This is a genomic window from Pedobacter sp. (assembly GCF_039594775.1).
Taxonomy (GTDB): Bacteria; Bacteroidota; Bacteroidia; order Sphingobacteriales; family Sphingobacteriaceae; genus Pedobacter.
The window spans coordinates 350169-368986 of sequence record NZ_JBCNMT010000004.1; the positions used below are offsets into that span (position 1 = coordinate 350169).

General features: G+C 37.0%; 21 protein-coding genes. 4 read left to right on the top strand and 17 right to left on the bottom strand.

Annotation, left to right across the window (positions count from 1 at the left end):
• Positions 1 to 82: 82 nt before the first annotated feature.
• From ABDV71_RS12975 to accD, 5 genes are all read right to left on the bottom strand, one after another.
• Positions 83 to 1630 (bottom strand): M20/M25/M40 family metallo-hydrolase, encoded by a 1548-nt coding sequence (locus ABDV71_RS12975; protein ID WP_343533221.1) that lies wholly within the window; start codon positions 1628 to 1630, stop codon positions 83 to 85.
• An 84-nt stretch (positions 1631 to 1714) separates the two neighbouring features.
• Positions 1715 to 2440, bottom strand: coding sequence for an N-acetylmuramoyl-L-alanine amidase (locus ABDV71_RS12980; protein ID WP_343533224.1), 726 nt, complete (start codon positions 2438 to 2440; stop codon positions 1715 to 1717).
• Between the two features lie 48 nt (positions 2441 to 2488).
• Entirely contained in the window at positions 2489 to 2944 is a 456-nt protein-coding gene (locus ABDV71_RS12985; RefSeq protein WP_343533226.1) for a YciI family protein, read from the bottom strand.
• Positions 2945 to 2949: 5 nt separating this feature from the next.
• Entirely contained in the window at positions 2950 to 3396 is a 447-nt protein-coding gene (locus ABDV71_RS12990; RefSeq protein WP_343533228.1) for a nuclear transport factor 2 family protein, read from the bottom strand.
• Positions 3397 to 3783: 387 nt separating this feature from the next.
• Positions 3784 to 4629: an acetyl-CoA carboxylase, carboxyltransferase subunit beta gene (gene accD, locus ABDV71_RS12995; RefSeq protein ID WP_343533230.1), complete on the bottom strand. Its 846-nt coding sequence runs from the start codon at positions 4627 to 4629 to the stop codon at positions 3784 to 3786.
• A gap of 382 nt (positions 4630 to 5011) precedes the next feature.
• Here accD and fbaA point away from each other — a divergent pair, with 382 nt between their 5' ends.
• The 3 genes from fbaA to ABDV71_RS13010 all read left to right on the top strand — a co-directional run bounded on the left by fbaA (position 5012) and on the right by ABDV71_RS13010 (position 7831).
• Positions 5012 to 6091 carry a class II fructose-bisphosphate aldolase gene (gene fbaA, locus ABDV71_RS13000; RefSeq protein ID WP_343533232.1) on the top strand — a complete coding sequence of 360 codons (1080 nt, stop codon included), beginning with the start codon at positions 5012 to 5014 and terminating at the stop codon, positions 6089 to 6091.
• Between the two features lie 181 nt (positions 6092 to 6272).
• Positions 6273 to 7172, top strand: a complete 900-nt coding sequence (locus ABDV71_RS13005) for a hypothetical protein (RefSeq protein ID WP_343533234.1) — start codon at positions 6273 to 6275, stop codon at positions 7170 to 7172.
• A gap of 170 nt (positions 7173 to 7342) precedes the next feature.
• The gene (locus tag ABDV71_RS13010; RefSeq protein WP_343533236.1) at positions 7343 to 7831 is read left to right on the top strand and encodes a low affinity iron permease family protein; all 489 of its coding nucleotides are present in this window, start codon (positions 7343 to 7345) and stop codon (positions 7829 to 7831) included.
• Positions 7832 to 7867: 36 nt separating this feature from the next.
• Here ABDV71_RS13010 and ABDV71_RS13015 read toward each other — a convergent pair whose 3' ends face one another.
• From ABDV71_RS13015 to ABDV71_RS13025, 3 genes are all read right to left on the bottom strand, one after another.
• Positions 7868 to 8782: an NAD(P)/FAD-dependent oxidoreductase gene (locus ABDV71_RS13015; RefSeq protein WP_343533238.1), complete on the bottom strand. Its 915-nt coding sequence runs from the start codon at positions 8780 to 8782 to the stop codon at positions 7868 to 7870.
• Between the two features lie 83 nt (positions 8783 to 8865).
• Positions 8866 to 9489: a chloramphenicol acetyltransferase gene (locus ABDV71_RS13020; RefSeq protein WP_343533240.1), complete on the bottom strand. Its 624-nt coding sequence runs from the start codon at positions 9487 to 9489 to the stop codon at positions 8866 to 8868.
• Between the two features lie 6 nt (positions 9490 to 9495).
• Complete coding sequence (locus ABDV71_RS13025; RefSeq protein ID WP_343533241.1) at positions 9496 to 10182, bottom strand: HAD family hydrolase; 687 nt, start codon at positions 10180 to 10182, stop codon at positions 9496 to 9498.
• A 109-nt stretch (positions 10183 to 10291) separates the two neighbouring features.
• Between ABDV71_RS13025 and ABDV71_RS13030 the strand changes: the two genes are divergently transcribed.
• Positions 10292 to 10858: a Crp/Fnr family transcriptional regulator gene (locus tag ABDV71_RS13030; RefSeq protein ID WP_343533242.1), complete on the top strand. Its 567-nt coding sequence runs from the start codon at positions 10292 to 10294 to the stop codon at positions 10856 to 10858.
• Here the strand turns inward: ABDV71_RS13030 and ABDV71_RS13035 are convergent.
• From ABDV71_RS13035 to ABDV71_RS13075, 9 genes are all read right to left on the bottom strand, one after another.
• Positions 10802 to 11374, bottom strand: a complete 573-nt coding sequence (locus ABDV71_RS13035) for a thermonuclease family protein (RefSeq protein WP_343533244.1) — start codon at positions 11372 to 11374, stop codon at positions 10802 to 10804. The genes ABDV71_RS13030 and ABDV71_RS13035 overlap by 57 nt on opposite strands.
• A 206-nt stretch (positions 11375 to 11580) precedes the next feature.
• Positions 11581 to 12435 carry a hypothetical protein gene (locus ABDV71_RS13040; RefSeq protein ID WP_343533246.1) on the bottom strand — a complete coding sequence of 285 codons (855 nt, stop codon included), beginning with the start codon at positions 12433 to 12435 and terminating at the stop codon, positions 11581 to 11583.
• Positions 12436 to 12445: 10 nt separating this feature from the next.
• Positions 12446 to 13771, bottom strand: coding sequence for a hypothetical protein (locus ABDV71_RS13045; RefSeq protein ID WP_343533248.1), 1326 nt, complete (start codon positions 13769 to 13771; stop codon positions 12446 to 12448).
• A gap of 6 nt (positions 13772 to 13777) precedes the next feature.
• Positions 13778 to 14185 carry a hypothetical protein gene (locus ABDV71_RS13050; RefSeq protein WP_343533250.1) on the bottom strand — a complete coding sequence of 136 codons (408 nt, stop codon included), beginning with the start codon at positions 14183 to 14185 and terminating at the stop codon, positions 13778 to 13780.
• 1 nt (position 14186) lies between these two features.
• Positions 14187 to 14564, bottom strand: a complete 378-nt coding sequence (locus tag ABDV71_RS13055) for a DUF6804 family protein (RefSeq protein ID WP_343533252.1) — start codon at positions 14562 to 14564, stop codon at positions 14187 to 14189.
• Positions 14564 to 15631: a type I restriction endonuclease gene (locus tag ABDV71_RS13060; RefSeq protein ID WP_343533254.1), complete on the bottom strand. Its 1068-nt coding sequence runs from the start codon at positions 15629 to 15631 to the stop codon at positions 14564 to 14566. The genes ABDV71_RS13055 and ABDV71_RS13060 overlap by 1 nt, the downstream gene beginning before the upstream one ends.
• Positions 15632 to 15642: 11 nt before the next feature.
• On the bottom strand, positions 15643 to 16023 hold the full coding sequence (locus ABDV71_RS13065; RefSeq protein WP_343533256.1) for a DUF6232 family protein: 381 nt from the start codon (positions 16021 to 16023) through the stop codon (positions 15643 to 15645).
• 197 nt (positions 16024 to 16220) lie between these two features.
• Entirely contained in the window at positions 16221 to 16892 is a 672-nt protein-coding gene (locus tag ABDV71_RS13070) for a response regulator (protein ID WP_343533258.1), read from the bottom strand.
• A gap of 13 nt (positions 16893 to 16905) precedes the next feature.
• A complete protein-coding gene (locus tag ABDV71_RS13075; protein ID WP_343533260.1) occupies positions 16906 to 18576 on the bottom strand; it encodes an ATP-binding protein in 1671 nt (556 codons plus the stop codon).
• Positions 18577 to 18818 lie beyond the last annotated feature (242 nt).

The window sequence follows — 18818 nt, forward strand, 5'->3', positions numbered from 1 at the left end:
GTGTTTTTTAAAAGGACAACATTTTTTCTCATGTGTTACACTTTTATAAAAAAAGCGAGGTTTTTGCCTCGCTTTTTAAATACTAATCAACACCACCTTTGCGAGTGGCTTTTTTCTGCTCGGGCCAAGTTACTTTTTGCCCGGTACGTGGGTTTACTTGAAGTTCAGCTCTTTCGGTGGTTAATCTTTCAGGGTCTTCGCAAGCCATATAAACCATAATCGCAGCTAAAATAGCATTGCTTCTAATCTCGTCGAATACCATTTTATCATAGCTGTCGCGGTTGGTATGCCATGTATAGGTGCCGTAATCCCAACTGGTTGAGCTTAAAGAAAAGCCCGGTGCACCAACAGCTACAAAGGAAGCAAAGTCGGAACCGCCAGCTCCTGGAATACCAGGGAAAGAAGTTTTGATTTGATTTTTAATGGTATCCGGAACTTTTGCCAACCAACGCGTTAAAAATTTCTCGGCATTAGCAAAACCTTGTCCAGCTAAATTGACTACCCTGCCTGTTCCATTATCTTGGTTGAACAATGCTTGTAGGTTTTTCACGATTTCAGGATGGTCTTCCACAAATGCTCTTGAACCATTTAAACCTTGCTCTTCACTGCCCCAGTGTCCCACTAAAATGGTACGTTTGGGGTTTGGATAGAACTTTTTCAAGATGCGCATGGTTTCCATCATCAAGATTGTGCCAGAACCATTATCTGTAGCGCCGCTAGCAGCGTCCCAAGAATCTAGGTGAGCAGATAGCATCACATATTCATTTGGTTTTTCTTTACTCTTGATTTCGGCGATGGTATTAAACGTAGGAACCAAACCTAACTCTTTAGATTCAGAAACGATATTTAATACAGGTTTAGAACCGAATTTTGCCAAACGATAAACTAATCCATAGTCCTCTACAGAAAGGTTAATGGTAGGGATTTTCTTTGTATTGGCACCAAATACTTTATCAACCCCAAAGCCTTGCGACCAGTTGTTGATAGCCAAAGCTGCAGCACCTGCATTTTCTAAGGCTAATGCTAAATCTTTTGCTTTTAAGCCTGTTTTAGCTAGGTTGTCGTTGAATTTCTTAAGTGCCGCTGCTTTTTCTTTTTTATATTTCTCGAAAAGGTCTTTGGTGGCAAATTCTTCCCAGTTTTTATCTGGACGACCAGAAATTTGGTTATGTGAAATTAAAACCAATTTTCCTTTTACACTTGGTAGCCATTTTTGGAAAGCAATAGAATCGGTAATGTTTTCTGGTAAAATAATGGCTTCCGCCTTAATAGGTTTGCCATTGGTTGATGGACTCCAAGCCAGTTGTGTAGACTCTAAGGTCCTTAAGCGAGGACTTACTAAATCTACATGCGTAACGCCACGCTCCCAGCCACGCCATTGGCCCCATTGTTCATTTTTGGCGCTAATACCCCAATCGGCGTATTTTTTCACTACCCAGTCGTTAGACTGTTTCATTTGGGGTGTACCCACCAAACGAGGTCCAACTACATCTAATAGCTCGTGCGCTAATTTTTCTAATTGCGAATTTTCGTTAGCTTCCTTAACGATATTGTCTATCACTTTATCTTGCGCAAAAACGAAGGAAGAAGTGAATAGCAATAAACTTGGTAAAAGTAGTTTTCTATTCATTTTAGGTTTGTTTTCTTTGTTATAGACTTCAAAAGTAGCCAATAAGTCTGTTTTAAACCCTCATTAATAGAAATGTTGCAAAGGCTACAGCCCTTTTTCTTTGAGCCAAATCAGCAAAGCTTCTTTTACTGCTTCGCCCATTTTAACAAGGTTGTCTTTATTGAGTAAGAAATCACGGCTTTGGCCCATATCACCCACTTCCAAAAGCACTCGGTATTTGGCTTTGTTTACATTTTCATCTAGGCTGTAAAATGCTCTCTTGCCTGTTTCCTTGCATCTGTAATCATTTCGGTTAGGCCAGCTGTCACCAAAAACACCTTTGTTGGTTAGATCTGTGACCGAGGCTATTGCCGTTGTTAAGCGGGCTGCTAGTTCCCGATTATCTTTCTCATATTTATCACCTTCGTGGATAAAGCCCCAAATGGCGTGTTGCTTAGTGCCTCCGTTGTTGTGGAAGGAAATAAAAACATCTGGATTGAGTGCATTAGATTTATTGAGTTCGAAAGCATAGCCGGATATTTTACCATCTACTACATCAGCAGTATGGGCAAGTAGGGTATTGCTCCCTTGATTGGCATGATGCAGGTCAGGTTCATTTAAGCTCCACACTTTGTACTCCTTTTTCATCGCCGATTTCTTCATGGCGGCTTCTGCTATGGTATTGCAGGTTTGGGCCTCATTAAAATCTACACCCGTATCGGTTTGATGGGAGGGTTGCCAAACTACTACCGTCGATTTCTTTTGTGCGTATGTGATTTGAGAGATTAAGGTGATGGCTAGGTAAAGTGTTGTTCTTAGAGTTTTGTACATAATTGATAATCGGCTAATATGATGATTTGAGGATAAGTTGATTGTTGGCTAAAAACTGCTTTTTTGCACTTTATCATGGTACGGTAGGTATTCGGATAAGGCTGCAGAGCCATACCAGTTAAAAAGTTCGGCATCTAATAGTTTGGCGTTCACTGCTGGGTCGGTAGCTAACCATGTTTTCGCTTCGTCAATGGATTTAGTATTTAAAATAAAGATACCTCGATATTGTTTTTCGTTTTTAGCCATCGGGCCTGCTACAATTAACCTGTTGGCTTTGGAAAGCACTTCCATATTGCTCATGTGTCCTTTAAAAAGGCTATCGGTTTGTGCTTTGGTTGTGCTTGTATTGCTTCCTGTTTTAAGGATAACCAATACGTACATTTTCATGCCGTAATTGTCGGCACCCAGTTTTTTGGCTAAGGCTTCGTCGTATTTTGGTTTTTCCTGTGCTTGGCTGTAAATAGCAAAACCAGCGAATAGAATAGTGAATAATATTTTTCTCATGATGATTAATGTTGTTTTATGTCGTTGTACTGCCAAAGCACATTGATGATTTTCCACGCTCCATTTAATTTGACAAGATGCATGTAGTCAATCCATTCATCGGCAATAAGTTTGATAGACGCTGTTTTTTCTGATATATCTAGAAATTTTACTTCTTTTTTGGGGGCTTTGGGGAATTTATCACCTTTGACATTATAACTTTCTGCCAATAAAATCATGGATTCTGTTGAGGTTTCCCTAACGTAATCTTTACCGGTGGCTTTGTCTTTCCAAAATGTACGTTTAACCATTCTAGGGTGCAAAGCTCTTTCCATCTGTGCAGGATTAGGTATATGTTGTGATTCAATGTAGTCCAAAGCAGCCTGTTTGATGGCTAACGAATCTTGCTTGTTTTGCGCAAATGTAATTTGAGAGGCTAAAAAGAAAATGAGATAGAGGAGGATGTGTTTCATTCCTTCGTTTGTTTTTTGATGTTAAGTTAATGAATTAAATGAAAAAATGGGCGTTCAATGACGGTAATATTAACCTGATTTTGATTGTGGTTGACCCTGAAATAAATTCAGGGTGACGCTAAATCAACACCTCGTCATGCTGAATTTATTTCAGCATCAGTTTTACAAATAGGTTCATTAGCTAAACTCAGGTTGTTAGGATTTAGGTTTAAAGTAAGTAGCAAAGATTTTCGTTCTCTAAACCTGATTGACGGCGATAGCTTCGGAGCGTAGCGAGGAACTAAAGCCAAAAAGCAGGGCTGACATTGTTAAATGTACGAACCCTGCTTTTCTAATATGATTAGTTCATTGGTTTTGCATATTGTCCAAATGAACTATTGAACAAATTTATTTCTTCATCATTTTTAAGAATGTAGCCAATTTAGCTTTCATTTCTCTACGGTCAACGATAAAATCTAGGAAGCCATGTTCCAATACAAATTCTGACGTTTGGAAGCCCTTTGGCAAATCTTTTTTAATGGTTTCTTTAATTACACGAGGTCCAGCAAAACCGATTAAGGCACCTGGTTCGGCAATATTAATGTCGCCCAACATGGCGTAAGAAGCCGTTACACCACCAGTGGTAGGGTCGGTTAATAGCGAAATGTAAGGGATTTTAGCTTGGCTTAATAGGGCTAGCTTGGCTGAAGTTTTGGCCATCTGCATTAATGAAAATGCAGCTTCCATCATCCTTGCACCACCTGATTTGGAAATCATGAGGAAAGGAACTTTCTTTTTAAGGCTATAATCAATTGATCTTGCAATTTTTTCACCTACTACCGAACCCATCGAACCACCAATAAAGTTGAAGTCCATACAAGCAATCATGATTTCCTCACCATCAATTTTGCCATGGGCTGCACGGATAGCATCCTTAAGCCCTGTTTTTTTGGTAGTTTCTAAAATTCTATCGGTATATGGTTTGCTGTCTATAAAGTGTAACGGGTCGCCCGAAGTAAGATCAGCAAATAGTTCTGTATATTCGTTATTGTCGAAAAGTACTTGAAAATATTCTTTGGAACCTACTCTGAGGTGATAGCTGCAATATTGACAAACCCACTTGTTTTCCTGAAGGTCGGCACTGTGAAGCGCTTTTTTACAGTTTGGACATTTGTTCCACAAACCATCTGGAGCTTCTTTTTTTTCTTCAGTGCTGGTACTGATCCCTTTTTTCTCTCTTCTAAACCAAGACATGTTACTTTTTAAAAATGCGACTACAAAGAAACGAAAAAAAAAATTAACGCAAACTTAAAAATGAAGGTAGGGGATTAGGGGCTAGGAACTAGTGGTCAGTAGCTAGTATGTAGTGGCTAATAGCTAGTAGCTAGGAGTTAGGAACTAGTGGTTAGGGATTAGCAAGTGAACCAATGAACGGATGAGTTGATAGAGCTCGAGATGACGATGTTTAAGAGGCGGTGCTCAATTACTAGCCCCTAACTCCTAGCCACTAGTTCCTATTAAAAAACGTAAACTTAGTGTATAATTGACAATAAGTAATTTTTGATTACATTTGCCAAATGACATCTATAGTTAGATTAAAATTCCTAACTTCGAAACAATTAAAACTAAATATAAAATGAGTTTAAAAGGCTACAAAGGCGTAATTCATGGAGCTGCTGTACAGGAACTGTTTGAGCAGGCCAAAAAACATCAATTTGCACTTCCAGCAGTAAACGTAACAGGAACCAATACGATTAATGCGGTAATGGAAACTGCTAAGGCGGTAAATTCGCCAGTAATTATTCAATTGTCTAATGGTGGTGCACAATTTTATGCGGGTAAAACCTTAAACAATGATAACCTACAAGCTTGTGTTTTAGGCGCTGTTTCTGCTGCTAAGCACGTGCATTTATTAGCTGAACATTATGGTGTTGCAGTGATTTTGCACACTGATCATGCGGCTAAAAAATTGTTGCCTTGGATTGACGGCTTGTTAGATCACGGCGAGAAATTTTTCGCTGAAACAGGTAAGCCTTTGTTTTCTTCGCACATGTTGGATCTTTCTGAAGAGCCGATTGAGGAGAACCTTGAGATTTCTGCAAAATACCTTGAGCGTATGAAGAAATTGGGAATGACTATCGAAATTGAGTTGGGCGTTACTGGTGGGGAGGAAGATGGCGTTGACAATAGCGATGTAGATAGCTCTAAATTATATACTCAACCAAGCGAAGTGGCTTATGCTTACGAAGAATTGAGTAAAGTGAGCGATCAATTTACGGTTGCTGCTGCTTTTGGTAACGTACATGGTGTTTATAAACCAGGTAACGTGAAGTTACAACCGATCATCTTGAAAAATTCTCAAGATTTTATCAAAGAAAAATATGGCTTGACTGTTGAGAAACCAATCAATTTTGTATTCCACGGTGGTTCTGGTTCTTCTCAGGAGGAAATTAGAGAGGCTATTTCATATGGAGCGATTAAAATGAACATCGATACCGATTTACAATGGGCATTTTGGGATGGTGTTTTAGGTTTCTACAAAAAGAACGAAGCTTATTTGCAAGGCCAAATTGGTAACCCTGATGGTGAAGATAAGCCCAACAAAAAATTCTACGATCCGCGTGTATGGTTGCGTAAAGCAGAAGAAGCTTTTGTAGCTCGTTTAAAAGTAGCTTTCGAAGATTTGAACTGCTTGAATGTAAACGATAAGTTATAATTCAATAAAAAATAACAAAACGCCGCACCAAAAATGCGGCGTTTTCCATTAACTGTTTTTTATATCTTGTAAAGGATAGACAATATTTGCCCATTCACCTACTTTAGCGCATAAATTGAAATTAGCTTGCTTCATCTTCATTAACCTCGCTAGTTTTTAATGATTTTACTAATATTGTTCTATGCCTATCCTATCTGCCTATAATAGGGTTTTAACTTTCTTAAAGAAAATCGTTTATGAGTTGTTGTTCATTGAGCAATGGCAGTTACGATATAAGTTTGATAAGAATATTAAAATTGGATTTGATGACCAGTTTAATACCTATCAGAAAATTATCCCTCCTAAAGATAGATTTTGGGCAGATCCTTTTATTGTTGAAGAAAATGGCGTGTATTATATTTTTGTAGAGGAGTTAAAATATAAAGAAGATAAAGGCTACATTGCTTTAATTGAACTTAAAGAAGATATAAGTAAGCCATTAAAAAGCCGAAAAATATTAGAAGAGCCCTACCATTTATCGTATCCTTTCATTTTTAAACTAAAGGGAACCTATTACATGATCCCTGAAAGTACGGCGAATAAAACAATAGCGCTTTATCAATGCGAAGATTTCCCGTTGAAGTGGAGTTACTGTAATACTTTAATGCAAAATGTAATTGCAGCAGATTCAACTATTACATTTTATCATGGTAAATACTGGATGTTTACTATGATAGAACCTGAACAAGGTGTTACAACTAATAAAGATCTACACATTTTTTATAGCGAAGATTTGCTGTCCAATAATTGGATGGCGCATCCTGCCAATCCTGTAGTGAGCAACGTAAGTAGTGCTAGGTCAGCGGGCAATATTTTTGAAGATAGGGGTGTTTTGTACAGGCCATCACAAGATTGTTCTGAGAGGTATGGTTGGGCAATGTGTGTAAATAAGATCATCACCTTAAACGAAAATGAATATTTAGAGGAAAAGGTAGTGCAAATTATGCCTAATTGGGAAAGAAATCTGCTAGCTACCCATACTTTTAATAAGGTAGGAAAGCTTTCCATGATAGATGTATTGATAAAAAGACGCCGTTTTTGATTGTTCTTGTGTTTCATTTGTTCATCGGGAATGAACTTATATTGCTTTTCTTGTATTCCACATATCTTTAAAAGGCAGCGTTTAAATTGCGACCAAGGTACATGATTAAGACGATGATGTGGATTTGATTATAAAATGCTAAATTGAAGCTCATAAGAGGAAATATTTATATGAGCAAAAATAAAATCGGATTGTTTGAACGTTTTTCAAATGCCGCCACCAGGTTCACCGGAAGTTCGCCGGCGTTTATTTCGGCAGTTGTGATTGTTTTGGGCTGGGCAATTTCTGGGCCTATTTTTAATTATTCGGAAACTTGGCAATTGGTGATCAATACGGGCACAACAATTATTACGTTTTTAATGGTTTTTCTAATCCAGAAAGCACAGAATAAGGATAGCAAAGCCATACAGCTTAAACTGAACGAGTTGATTGCCGCACATGAAAAAGCGAGCAATAGAATGGTGGATATTGAAGATCTCACGGAGGAGGAACTGGACCAATTCCACCAATTTTATGCTGCCTTGGCTAAATTAGCTAAGGATGAGTCTGATATCCATCGGTCTCATTCTATTGATATTGCCAAGAAACTGCATCGTAAGAAGGTGATGAAGATAGCCCAAGCGCTATCTGATGAAATTAAACCATCAAAAGATTGCTGACAATGTAATTTTAGGCTCCACAAGACCCGTATGTTCTTAACCGCTAAAATCTTCGGCTATTAGCTCTTTACTAGCCATTGCTCCCGCCATGTTACCACTGTAAACGGCATTGGCCACGGAACGCATCATATTGGTATTGTCTCCGCAGGCAAATACACCATCAACGGTGGTTTTCTGCATGTCATCTACGTTAATGTAGCCACTTTCAGATAGTTGGCAACCTAAGTGAATTGGTAGGTCTGTATTTTGCTTAAAAACTAATTTAGCATACAAGGCATCCAAACGTTGAGTAGTACCGTCGCTAAATACTAAATGTTGGAGCTGTCCATTTTGATGAGAAACTTTCGCAATTTCTTTTTCAACGATGTTGATTTGTCTTGACTGAAGTGCTTTTGTTTGGATTGGGCTTAGTGTAGATTTACCATTGGTAAATAAGGTCAAGTCTTTGCTCCAGTTCCAAATCAATTTGGCAAACTCGTAGGCATTATCGCCGTTGGCAAAAATTCCAGTCGTTTGGTTACGCACTTCGTAACCATGGCAGTAAGGGCAATGGATGACCGAAATTCCCCAGCACTCAGCAAAGCCTTCAATGTTTGGAAGTTCATCTTTAATGCCGCTAGCGAAAATAATTTTCTTGGCTTCAAAAATATCACCTTTGGCAGTACTGATCTGAAAGCCACTGCTTGTTTTGACAGCTTCCAAGGCTGTATCGTCAACAAAATTGATGGTTTTGTATTGAGATACCTGTTGCTTAGCGATGCTAGCAATTTCTTTTGGAGCCTTTCCGTCTTGAGTGAGAAAGTTATGTGAATGCGGTGTCTGTTCATTACAAGGCTTTCCATTGTCTATTACTAATACAGTTCTAATGGCTCGGCCCAAGGCCATTGCCGCCGACAGGCCTGCATAGCTGCCGCCAATAATGATGACATCGTATGTTTTTGAAGTTTCCATATTCGCTTAATTGTATAAACGAAAGTACGGATTAAATTAATAATGCAATATTGTTGCGTTTAATATTTCAATGTGATGACAAGTTATTCTTCATTCATCAACGCTTGAAATTTTTCTACAAAAAGTCCTACGTGGTAGCCATCGGCCAAGCCATGATGTACATGAATGGATATGGGCATTGTTTTGCTTCCATCTTGTTCAGTAACTTTTCCAAAGGAGATTTTTGGCGCACTATCTGGAAAGCTAAAGCTGCGGGCGTGAGACAATGAGGTGAAATCTATCCATGGAATGGCAGAAAAATGTATTTCGCTTGCGCCAGCTTGAGAAGGTATTAATCCTTCGGTACTTTGTACTTCCTGTATGGCTTTTTGGGCATCAGTAATGAAAATGTTTTCGTCATTGTTGTAGTCAAAATAACCGAAACCAAAAGTGCCATCCAATCTGTTAATGGTAGTAGAAACATTGATTTGGTCATGAAGAACTACCTCGCCATCTAATATTCTGTAACGGAATTCTTCAATTGAATTTGCTGCTTTTAGTGCTCTGTACAAGTAGTGCAAAAAGAACGATTTTTTCTCAGTTTTGGCATTTGCATAGGCCTGGGTACAGTCGATATTTACTACCACACCGAAAAATGGTTCTTCAAATTGACTGAAAAATTTAAAGTGGTGTTTGCGTTTCCACCCTTGTATGTTGATTGTTTTCATATCTTCTTATAACAAAGGAATTACCTGATCAATACTTTCTACACTGATGAAATTTGGATGTACAATCTCTTCTTCATGTACTTCGTGTATCCAAGTGGTATGATAAGGTACTTCCACGGCAAAGGCATTGATAGCTAAAACAGGTAAAATATCCGATTTCCGAGAGTTGCCCACCATTAGAAAGTTTTCAGGTTTGCAATCCAAATGTTGAATGAGTTTCTGATAGTTTGCGGGCTGTTTATCGCTCATAATTTCAATATGATGGAAATATTTTGCCAATCCGGATTTCTCCAATTTCCTTTCCTGGTCCAATAAGTCGCCTTTTGTAGCCATTACCAATCTGTATTTTCCATGTAGGTGCTGTAGGGTCTCTTCAATTCCTTCTAGTAGGATAATGGGTTTTTGTAGTAGCTCATGACCTATTTCAAATATTTTTGCAATCAAATTTTTATCGATCTGCTCTCCACTGAGCTTGGCCAGTGTTTCTACCATGCACAGCATAAAGCCTTTGATGCCATAACCATACATTTTCAGGTTCCTCATCTCGATATCAAACAATTGTTTGATTACATCATCTGCTGGGAGGTGGCTGAGCAGTACCGAAAATTTTTCTTCTGCCTGCCTAAAATAGGGCTCATTTTCCCAAAGGGTGTCATCGGCATCAAATGCAATGGTGGTAATTTGATTCTTCATTTGGCTAATTATTTTATTTGCGATGCTTTGCCATCGCATTATCTTTGTAAATGTTGCAAAGGTGAAGGAAATACCTGAAGCAAAAAAGGACAAATGTCCCAACCTTGTTATGCTGAGAACAAATACTGAATTTTTATCCTACATGGATGCGCTTTACCAAAGTGGGCGTTATTCATCCATTACTTTACAGCGTTTTAAAAAAGAGGATTTATTGCTTACACAAGGCGAGGCTTGCCTTAAAGTGTTGGTGGTTAAAGAGGGTATTGCAAAATGCTATTTTTTAGAAGAAAACGGTAAGGATTACATTTTGGAGTTTATGGGCGACGGGGAGATTTTAGGTGAGATAGAAACGTTGAGGAATACCAATTGCCTTTGTAATGTTTCGGCATTAACCTCGTTAGAGGCTTACGCCATTCCAGTAGCTGTTTTTAAAGAGTTGTTGACTAAAGACCTTACCCTAAACAAGTTGTTGTTGCATGAGCTTGCTGAGCGAATTGTGAATACAAGTAGCAGGGCATCTTTTCAGCAATTGTACACGGTTGACCACGGGCTAGGCAAACTTTTAGAGCTACAGCAAAAACTAAATATACAGATCAGCAAGGATGATATGGCTGCTTATTTAGGGATTACCTTGCGCAGTTTGAACAGGGCCTTGAAGCTCGTTGGAACCAAGTGAGACTTTTCTTTTTCGCCATTCCCAAGGTGGCACTGGGTTTGGTAACTGCCATAAACCCTTTTGTTGTTTTCTGGCCTGTATTTCCAATTGGGCATACTGCCTATCTTTGGAATATTTCTTAAAATGCCAAGCCATCCCTAATTTGACCATTTCTTGGTTGACCACTTGTTTTTTGTTGTTGACAACCACGGCAATTAACCGTCCATAGCGATCTAATTTTTCGCTATGAACGGTCACTATTTGTCCAAAGCACAGGTCGGATAGCGCTTTTTTCGCTTGGGTACCAAATGCTTGTTTTTTCTTGTGTTCTGGAGCATCTATGTGTGCCAGTCTAATTTTAACAGGCTTGTTTTGATAAAGCACCTCCATGGTATCGCCATCTAAAATACGAATGACCTTGGCTGTAAAGCTTGTTTTACTGAGGTTCTTTTGCCAAGCAGGAACAGGTTTGAACTGACCGAAAACAAAGTTGCTATAAATTAACAACACCAATGTGGCTAATACTCGTAACCGCATAGGCCATAGCCCTTTTTCTTGGCTTTTTCCAAACTGATTTCGACAATGTTGTAATTGCATTTACGTATTCCCCGGCATTGTTTAGATAGATGGTATTTGTTGGTTTTCCCGTTGTCACAAAGATAAACAGTTGATTTGGTTTGAAACTTATTGAAGGCTATTATTAATGTAGCTATAAAAAGAAATGGTTTCATAAATTTTACTTGTTATCCTGAGATTATTTTAAGAATGACTGGCTCTATGTTAGTTGCCAAGTCTGTATTTTTTAAATAAAATTTTCTTACGTCCATAGCCTTAAACCAATCAGACCAATATTGATTAATGACATCATTTTCATAAGGATTCTTCTTCGAAGGATTAATACCAAGTACTATAATCTCTAGATTTTGTAGATTATCCGTTGCGGGAATGAACCCTAATCTGTTTTTTTCGATAAGATCCTTGTAATTTGAACTGGTTAATTTCTTCGACTGGATAAATGACGGAGTGATGTATGAACTTTTATTTTTTTCGGTGAATTTGCTGTTTTGGTGATACATATAGCCATCGGTAATGATTACTAGAATATTGCGATGATTATCCTTGACACAATAATCTTTCACATTGTTCTTGAAAAATCTCCAAATGTCCGAACCAATAAATGTTTTATCCTTAATTGCTGATTGATATATTTTTGCTGGAATTTCAGAGAATGTTTTTTCTATATTGTTGATTTCATTCTTGCTTGATTGTTTGTTAAAATTCACCTTTAATTGTTGACTCAGTGCATTAGTTGTCGGGTTTTGCGGTGCTGGATCAAAGAAAACCTGCATCTGATCATTTAACTGGATGATTTTTTTGCCCTTGATGTGGTTAGTAAATGCCTTTTGAACAAACTTAATGTATTGTAAGTCTCTTTGATAAAGATCAGGGTATTTATGCGGGTCTATGCGGTCAGATAAATCTAGCAGTAAACTGATGTTAAGATTGTTAGATATTTTCTGTGGAACTGGTTCTTTGGCAGCCTTGAAACTCGTTACTAAAAGTGCCAATAATGGGAGTAGGAGTAATTTTGTTTTCATTTTCGTAAATTTAAACTACTGATAAGTAAATTGAATTTTGAGAATCGGCAGTAGCACCAACACTCTCGCAATGACCATTGTAAACCTCCATACATTCTTTTACTAAATTTTGATTTTCAGTTCGTGAAACAAATAGTTTTTCGGTAATAAAGGTTACCCATCCTTGTACATATTCTGATGCGTACAATGCGTATTCTTTGGTTGGGATAATTACTGCATCAATAATGCGTTGTAGTTCAGCAATTCTTCCATGAGCTTTCGCAATCAATTCTTTGATACTATCCAGCTCTTTAATCAGTGTATCTTTTTCTTTATTAAGCCCATTGATTTTTTCTTGATGAATAAGGATATCTTGCTGACGTTTGTATTGTTGATGTTTAATTCTATCTTTTTCTTTATGCTCTTTCATGATGAAATCGAATACAAGCCCCCATATTACATATACGACAAAACCTGCGAAGATGATGCCCCAAAATTGGATTTTAGTAAATGCAATGGCTAGATCAAAAGGAGCAGATTCGAATGTTTTGTTCAGTTCGTAAATTTTCTCTTCTATCTGATAAGCTAAAATAGCATCAAATGCAAAAGTGGTAAAGAAGAGTATGCCAATTTTGAAGTAGTTGGCAATGCTTTTATTTTCGCTGTACATATGAATGAGATAGCCTAGGCCTAAAAACACGAAAGGAATAAGCATCACAAAGGCTCCTTCTAATGGTCCGTCTGCCCATGCTTTTTCAAAAGCTTTTGGATCAAGCACATTTGCCATTAAGTTGCTTTCAGGATCGAAAGTCTTAAAGAAAGCCGAATAGGAGGTAGACACGTAAAAGGTAAACAGATAGAGCGTTATTGGAATAAGGATAATTAATCCCACCCAGAACTTTGTAGTGGCGCCTTTTTCGGCTTTTACATGATATTTCTCTGGATCCCTCGGTAAGTCATTGATTTCAAATTTTAATGTCTCTATACTTTCTTTAACCGTTTTAATATTGTCGTTTATTCTCGTAATCTGCTCTTCTTTATTTTCCTTGCTCACCGTAAGGGCTTTAATTTCGGTCTCTTTGTTTTTCTGCTCGTTGATATAAGGTTCTTTGGCTTGTCTTTGCTTATCTATTAAAAGTTTTTCCTCATTCTGAAATTTTGCATAAATGGCATCCAAACAAATGGAAAGTACTTGTGGTGTTCCCATATTTCTAGAACTATCTCTAAAACCCGTTTCATGATAGGTTCTTCGCCTTGCTTCTTCTACTTCTTCTGTATTGATTTCTGGTTTTTCATTGGAAGTTGTCGTTGGTAGGATTGATTTTAACCGAAAGATGTTTTTGATCTGTGTAGTCATGACATTTTAGTTTTGGAGTTCATTAATAATTTCGTATTTGGATTTACCACTTTGTATGGCTTCCAGAAAATAGTCGGCTATTGCTGTAGCATTTTCTTCAACAAAGCCAAAAAGTTTAATGTATTTTTCCAAGGCAGATCTTTCGTTGTCATCTATTTGTTCGTCGGCCCATATCATTACGGTGAGGTCGTATAAATAGTCAATCTTTTCTTCTAATTCTTGTGGGATGATGTTTTTTGAATCAATTGGTTTGAGTAAAATCTCGTCTAGATTCTTTGAGGTAACCCCTCTTTCTTCGGCAAATTTGTAGAGCATTTTTAACTCTAGTGAACTGAAATTGTCATCGCAGATGGCTAATTGATAAAGGCGTAGAAAATGGGCTTTTAAATTCTCTGATATTTGTATGGTTTCCATGTTAGGGATTTGATTTTTTAGGTGAAATAATTCGATCTCTGGTATAAATTTTTGCGGGAGTTGTTTTAGCTGTACTTTTAGTAATTTTTATTTCTTTCTTTTTTAGAAAAGCCAATGCGTAAAACAATAAACCAATAATAATGTCTAATGGCATCCAAAGGCTTTTTCGATATAAATAGATGGGTAGGATAGGGTTAAAAAGGAATAAAATAATCCCGAAAATGATTGCCCACCAATGGTCCTTTTGAATAAGGAAACGGTAGATGGCCACGATTGCACCTAACGAAATCACTATTCGTAAAAAAGTATAATATTCTATTGGCCATTTGGCTAAAGCCATGAAACAGCAGATGCCACAAAAAATAAAGAGTGCTTTCATTATTGATAGTTTTGAATGGTGAGATGTAGTTCACTCCTGTGTTGATAAATCTCATCCAAACTTTGCAACAGCCTTTTCTCACCGGCATCTTTCCCATGATGAAATAGCTCAATGTATTTATTGGCGCTATTGAAATGAAACCTGCATAAAGGTTTGCGATTGTTGTCATCTAATAGCACACCAAAGTAAGATTGAGTATCTCTGGCAGCAATTCGTTCTGCAGAAATCTTTTCCCTTAAAATGGCCTTTACGATATGGAAGGCCTCCATTTCTTCTTCGGTGGTCACTACTTTGGGCAAATCGTTATTATCGTCTATCGGATTTACTTTCTGTTCTTGTGGTACCTCAATTTTCTCGTTAATGTTCAATGCTGATTTTAAACGATAACTGATTGAATCATTGATGGAAGTTGTTAAAGCTTTTCTGGTATATTCTTTAAACGCAACCATGCGGTTAGCAGTGAGTGGCTTTTCAAAAAAGCGGCTCACCAATAGTTTTACCATTTCATCAGATGGCGTTTCAATCTCCTTTTCAAATTCTTTTCGAATGGCTTTGATGTATTTTAAGGCTTCTGCAGAGTCGAGGATGGTTTCTAAATGGTAGTCTTTTTTAGTGAAGCTTTCCAATATTTTAATGGCATTGTCCTTTAAGTCTTCAATACTGATGGTAAGAAAAGGTTTCTCATCCATGATGTTTGGCTTTTCCAGATCGGTATAAAAGTTATAGTTTAAACCGTTGGTGAGTACGCCAAATCTAGCTTTGGAAACATGAAAATAACGATGTAGTTGAGAGTTGTGAGCGTCGGCACTTTCTTTCCAGTGCTTGCATTCGATGATGAGGATAGGTTCATCGTCTTTTTTGATGATGTAGTCTACTTTTTCGCCTTTTTTAGTGCCAATGTCGCAAATATGTTCGGGCACTACTTCCGTAGGGTTAAAAATATCGTAGCCCAAAATTTGTATGAAAGGCATCACGAAAGCGTTTTTTGTGGCTTCTTCCGTGTTGATCTGATCTTTTAAGTGGATCACACGTTGATGAAGCTGTTCTAGTTTTAGTTTAAGGTCCATTGAATTTTGTTTTAGCCTCGGTGTATAATTGCATCATTTAATGCGTCAACGATTTTTTGTATATAGATTTTGTCTCTAGAAACTATACTATTTGCTTCTCCAGAATTGGTGCTTATTCTTACTGCGTATTCATTTTTAATAAGCACTAATATTAAGATCCCAATTAATAGAATTACTCCTCCAGCAACCCTGATACCATCTCCAAGGAGCATTAAGCCTCCAATAATTATCATAGCTATAGGTAAGCTTCTATTCTTAACTATTTCAAAGACATGCACAGAAGAAATATTTCTCATTGCATAGGTTTTGGAGTCCGTAACATATCTAGATTGGGTAACTGTTACTTTGCTGTCTTTGTAAAATTGTGTCTCGTTTTGATTTTGTGTTTCCATATTTAATTTATTTATCACTTCAAAACTATCAATATGAGATACGGTATTGTTACGGGAAACCGTAGAGGTATGGAATAAATTTTTTAAGTTAATTGTTTGGTATGTAGGTGATTGTTTTTGTCAAAATAATAGGCAAAGGCGTAGCCAATCCACCATTAAATTGATGAATGAAGAAGCAATTTAAAATCAATTAGAAATTAGATGATCTTTTTATCCTTACAATAGGCAACAAGCTGTTCGTTGTTAGAAAAACCTAAGGCATCTTTAATGATATTAAGTCGTTTTTCTACACTGCTAAGACTCGATGGTTTGATGTTATTTTCCAAAAGATAATCGGGAATCTCTTTTTGTTTGGTTCCTTGTGACAACAAAGAGATAATAGTGCGATCGAACCCTGTAAAGTCGTGGTGTCTTTCTATGCTAATATCTTTTTTTAATCTATCGGAGATGAATTTCTTGTTTCGATCAATAGCTTCTATCGCCAATTTTAAATCTTGAGCATCATGTCGTGCTTTCGGAACATATGCATCAACATGTAATTCGTTCATTAATGCTTGGGCAACTGACCATCTATTTTCGATAGAAAAAATCAGGACCTTTAAGTTGGGCTGTATTTCTTTTACAGCTTTTATCAATGCTCTGCCATTTGTAATTTCTTGAGTAGTGTGATCATCGTCAAAAGAAAGATCTGTAATCAATAACTCGTAAGGCTTACCTTCATGGAGGGCTTTTTTAATACGATTTAGGGCATGGTCGCAATAATAGACATAGTCTGTAGTGTCTAGTTTTATTCCCAAGTCACCCAGTGTTTTTTGCAGCGAAAGGTTAATGGTTTCGTGATCTTCGGCGATTAATACTTTTTCAAACATAGTTGTAATAGGGTTAGGCAACGGGAAAGTTAATGTTTACTTGTAGTCCGTTGTTGTTATTGTTTTCAAAAGTAATTCTGCCAGATATACTGTGAATACGGGTTTCCGTATTTTTAAGTCCATTGCCAAATTGAGTGTCTTTTTGAATGCCTATACCATTATCCTTATAATTGATGTTGATACTTTGTGAGCTTCGTTCTAATTGTAGAATGACTTCGGTAGCTTGGCTATGCTTGCTCATATTGGTCATCAGCTCCTGTAAAATGACAAAAACTTCTGATTTAATGTTTTCTTGGATATTGCTCCAAAGTTTTTCCTCATTCCCACTGATAGTAATATTAACCTTGGTAGATTGGTACGAAGAAAACATTTTGTCAAGTGATTTCGCAAAGTCATTTTTATATTTTGTATTGCTACTTTCGTAAGATAGGTCTCTAGTGATGTGATAAATGACTTCCAGCTTATCTGCTACTTCATCTTTTTCCATTTCTGGCCTGTTATCAATCTCATCTATTACCTGGTAGATTCTATTGGCTACATGGTCGTGTACTTTTTTTACGTATTTTATTTCAGTGTTTTTAACTTCAATCTCTTTTTCTTGTTTAAGTATCTTTTGACGTCTTCTGTACCAGAAATAACCAAAGCCAAGAATTAGGAGTAGGAAACCTAAGGTCAAATACTGTATTACTATCTTATTTTGCTTTTTGGTATTCTCCGCCTCAGCTTTTAGAAAGTCTTTTTTATGTTTTTCTGTCTGGTAACGTATTAAAGCAAACTGATTTTTCGCAGCGCGACGAGCCACCTGTATACTATCATTAAGCTGTTGATATCGTACAAAGTAATATTTTGTTTTATAGATGGGACTTAATTTTACTAATTTTTGTAAACCGTCTAATTGATCATCTGGATTTTTGTTCCTAATGGCGTTACGATACATTTTATCTGCAAAAAGAAATGCTGAATCAGTTTGCTTGTCTGCATAGTAATCTGCTAGATGAGAGTAGCTGGCATTTAATCCTCTAAAATCATCGTTTTTCAGGCGGATGGAAAGCGCTTTCATCAAATCATCTTTTGCATTATAATGGGGGTTATTTAACCATTTAGTATAAGTCAAATTAGATAATATTCTAGCATATTCTATGGTGTCAATTTTTTGCGTCAACATTTCCTGCTGTATTTTCATTGACTTTTGATAGTCTTTTTTATCACGATATGCATTTGCAAGTGCATTTTTAGTTGTTATAATCCCTTCATTATTCTTGGCGTATGTCAATGATTCTTTAAAAAAATCAATAGCCTGATCATATTCTTTTAGATTGAAGGATATAAAACCTAATTCATGTAAGCAAGATTGGACGGTAGCACTTTGCGCAGTATCTTTTCTATTTAAATAAGATAAAGCCTCCAAGGCAAATTCTTGGGCGCCAAAATGATCGCCTTCGTCGCTCGCAATCATGCTCATCATGATAAGGCAATAGTTTACTATTGCGCTATCTTTTTGCTGTAATGCTGCTTCCTTGGCGTTATCAAAGTAAATAAAAGCACTATCAGTTCTATTGATTTCGTAATATTGATAAGCTTTATCAACGAGAATATTTTCTTTTTTAGGAGATTGTTCAACTTTGTCCTTAGAACAACAAAATAAAAATAGTAGCGAACAGTATAATAATATAAATGGTTTCAAGAGGGCTATTTTTAATAACCTAAATTATAAAAAATATAAACTATAAGCTTTTTTTAATAAGTAGAATATTTAGATAAAAAAATAAGGCGGGGTTACCCGCCTTATTTTTTCAAAAACTATGGTTTTGGTTTAGGTGGTGGCAAGTGACCATTTTCTCCACCTGTACCGCCTTCAGTTTTAGTACTATCTGAATCAAACGTTGAGTATTTAGGCGGCTCATTGGTATTGATGTGAACACTGCC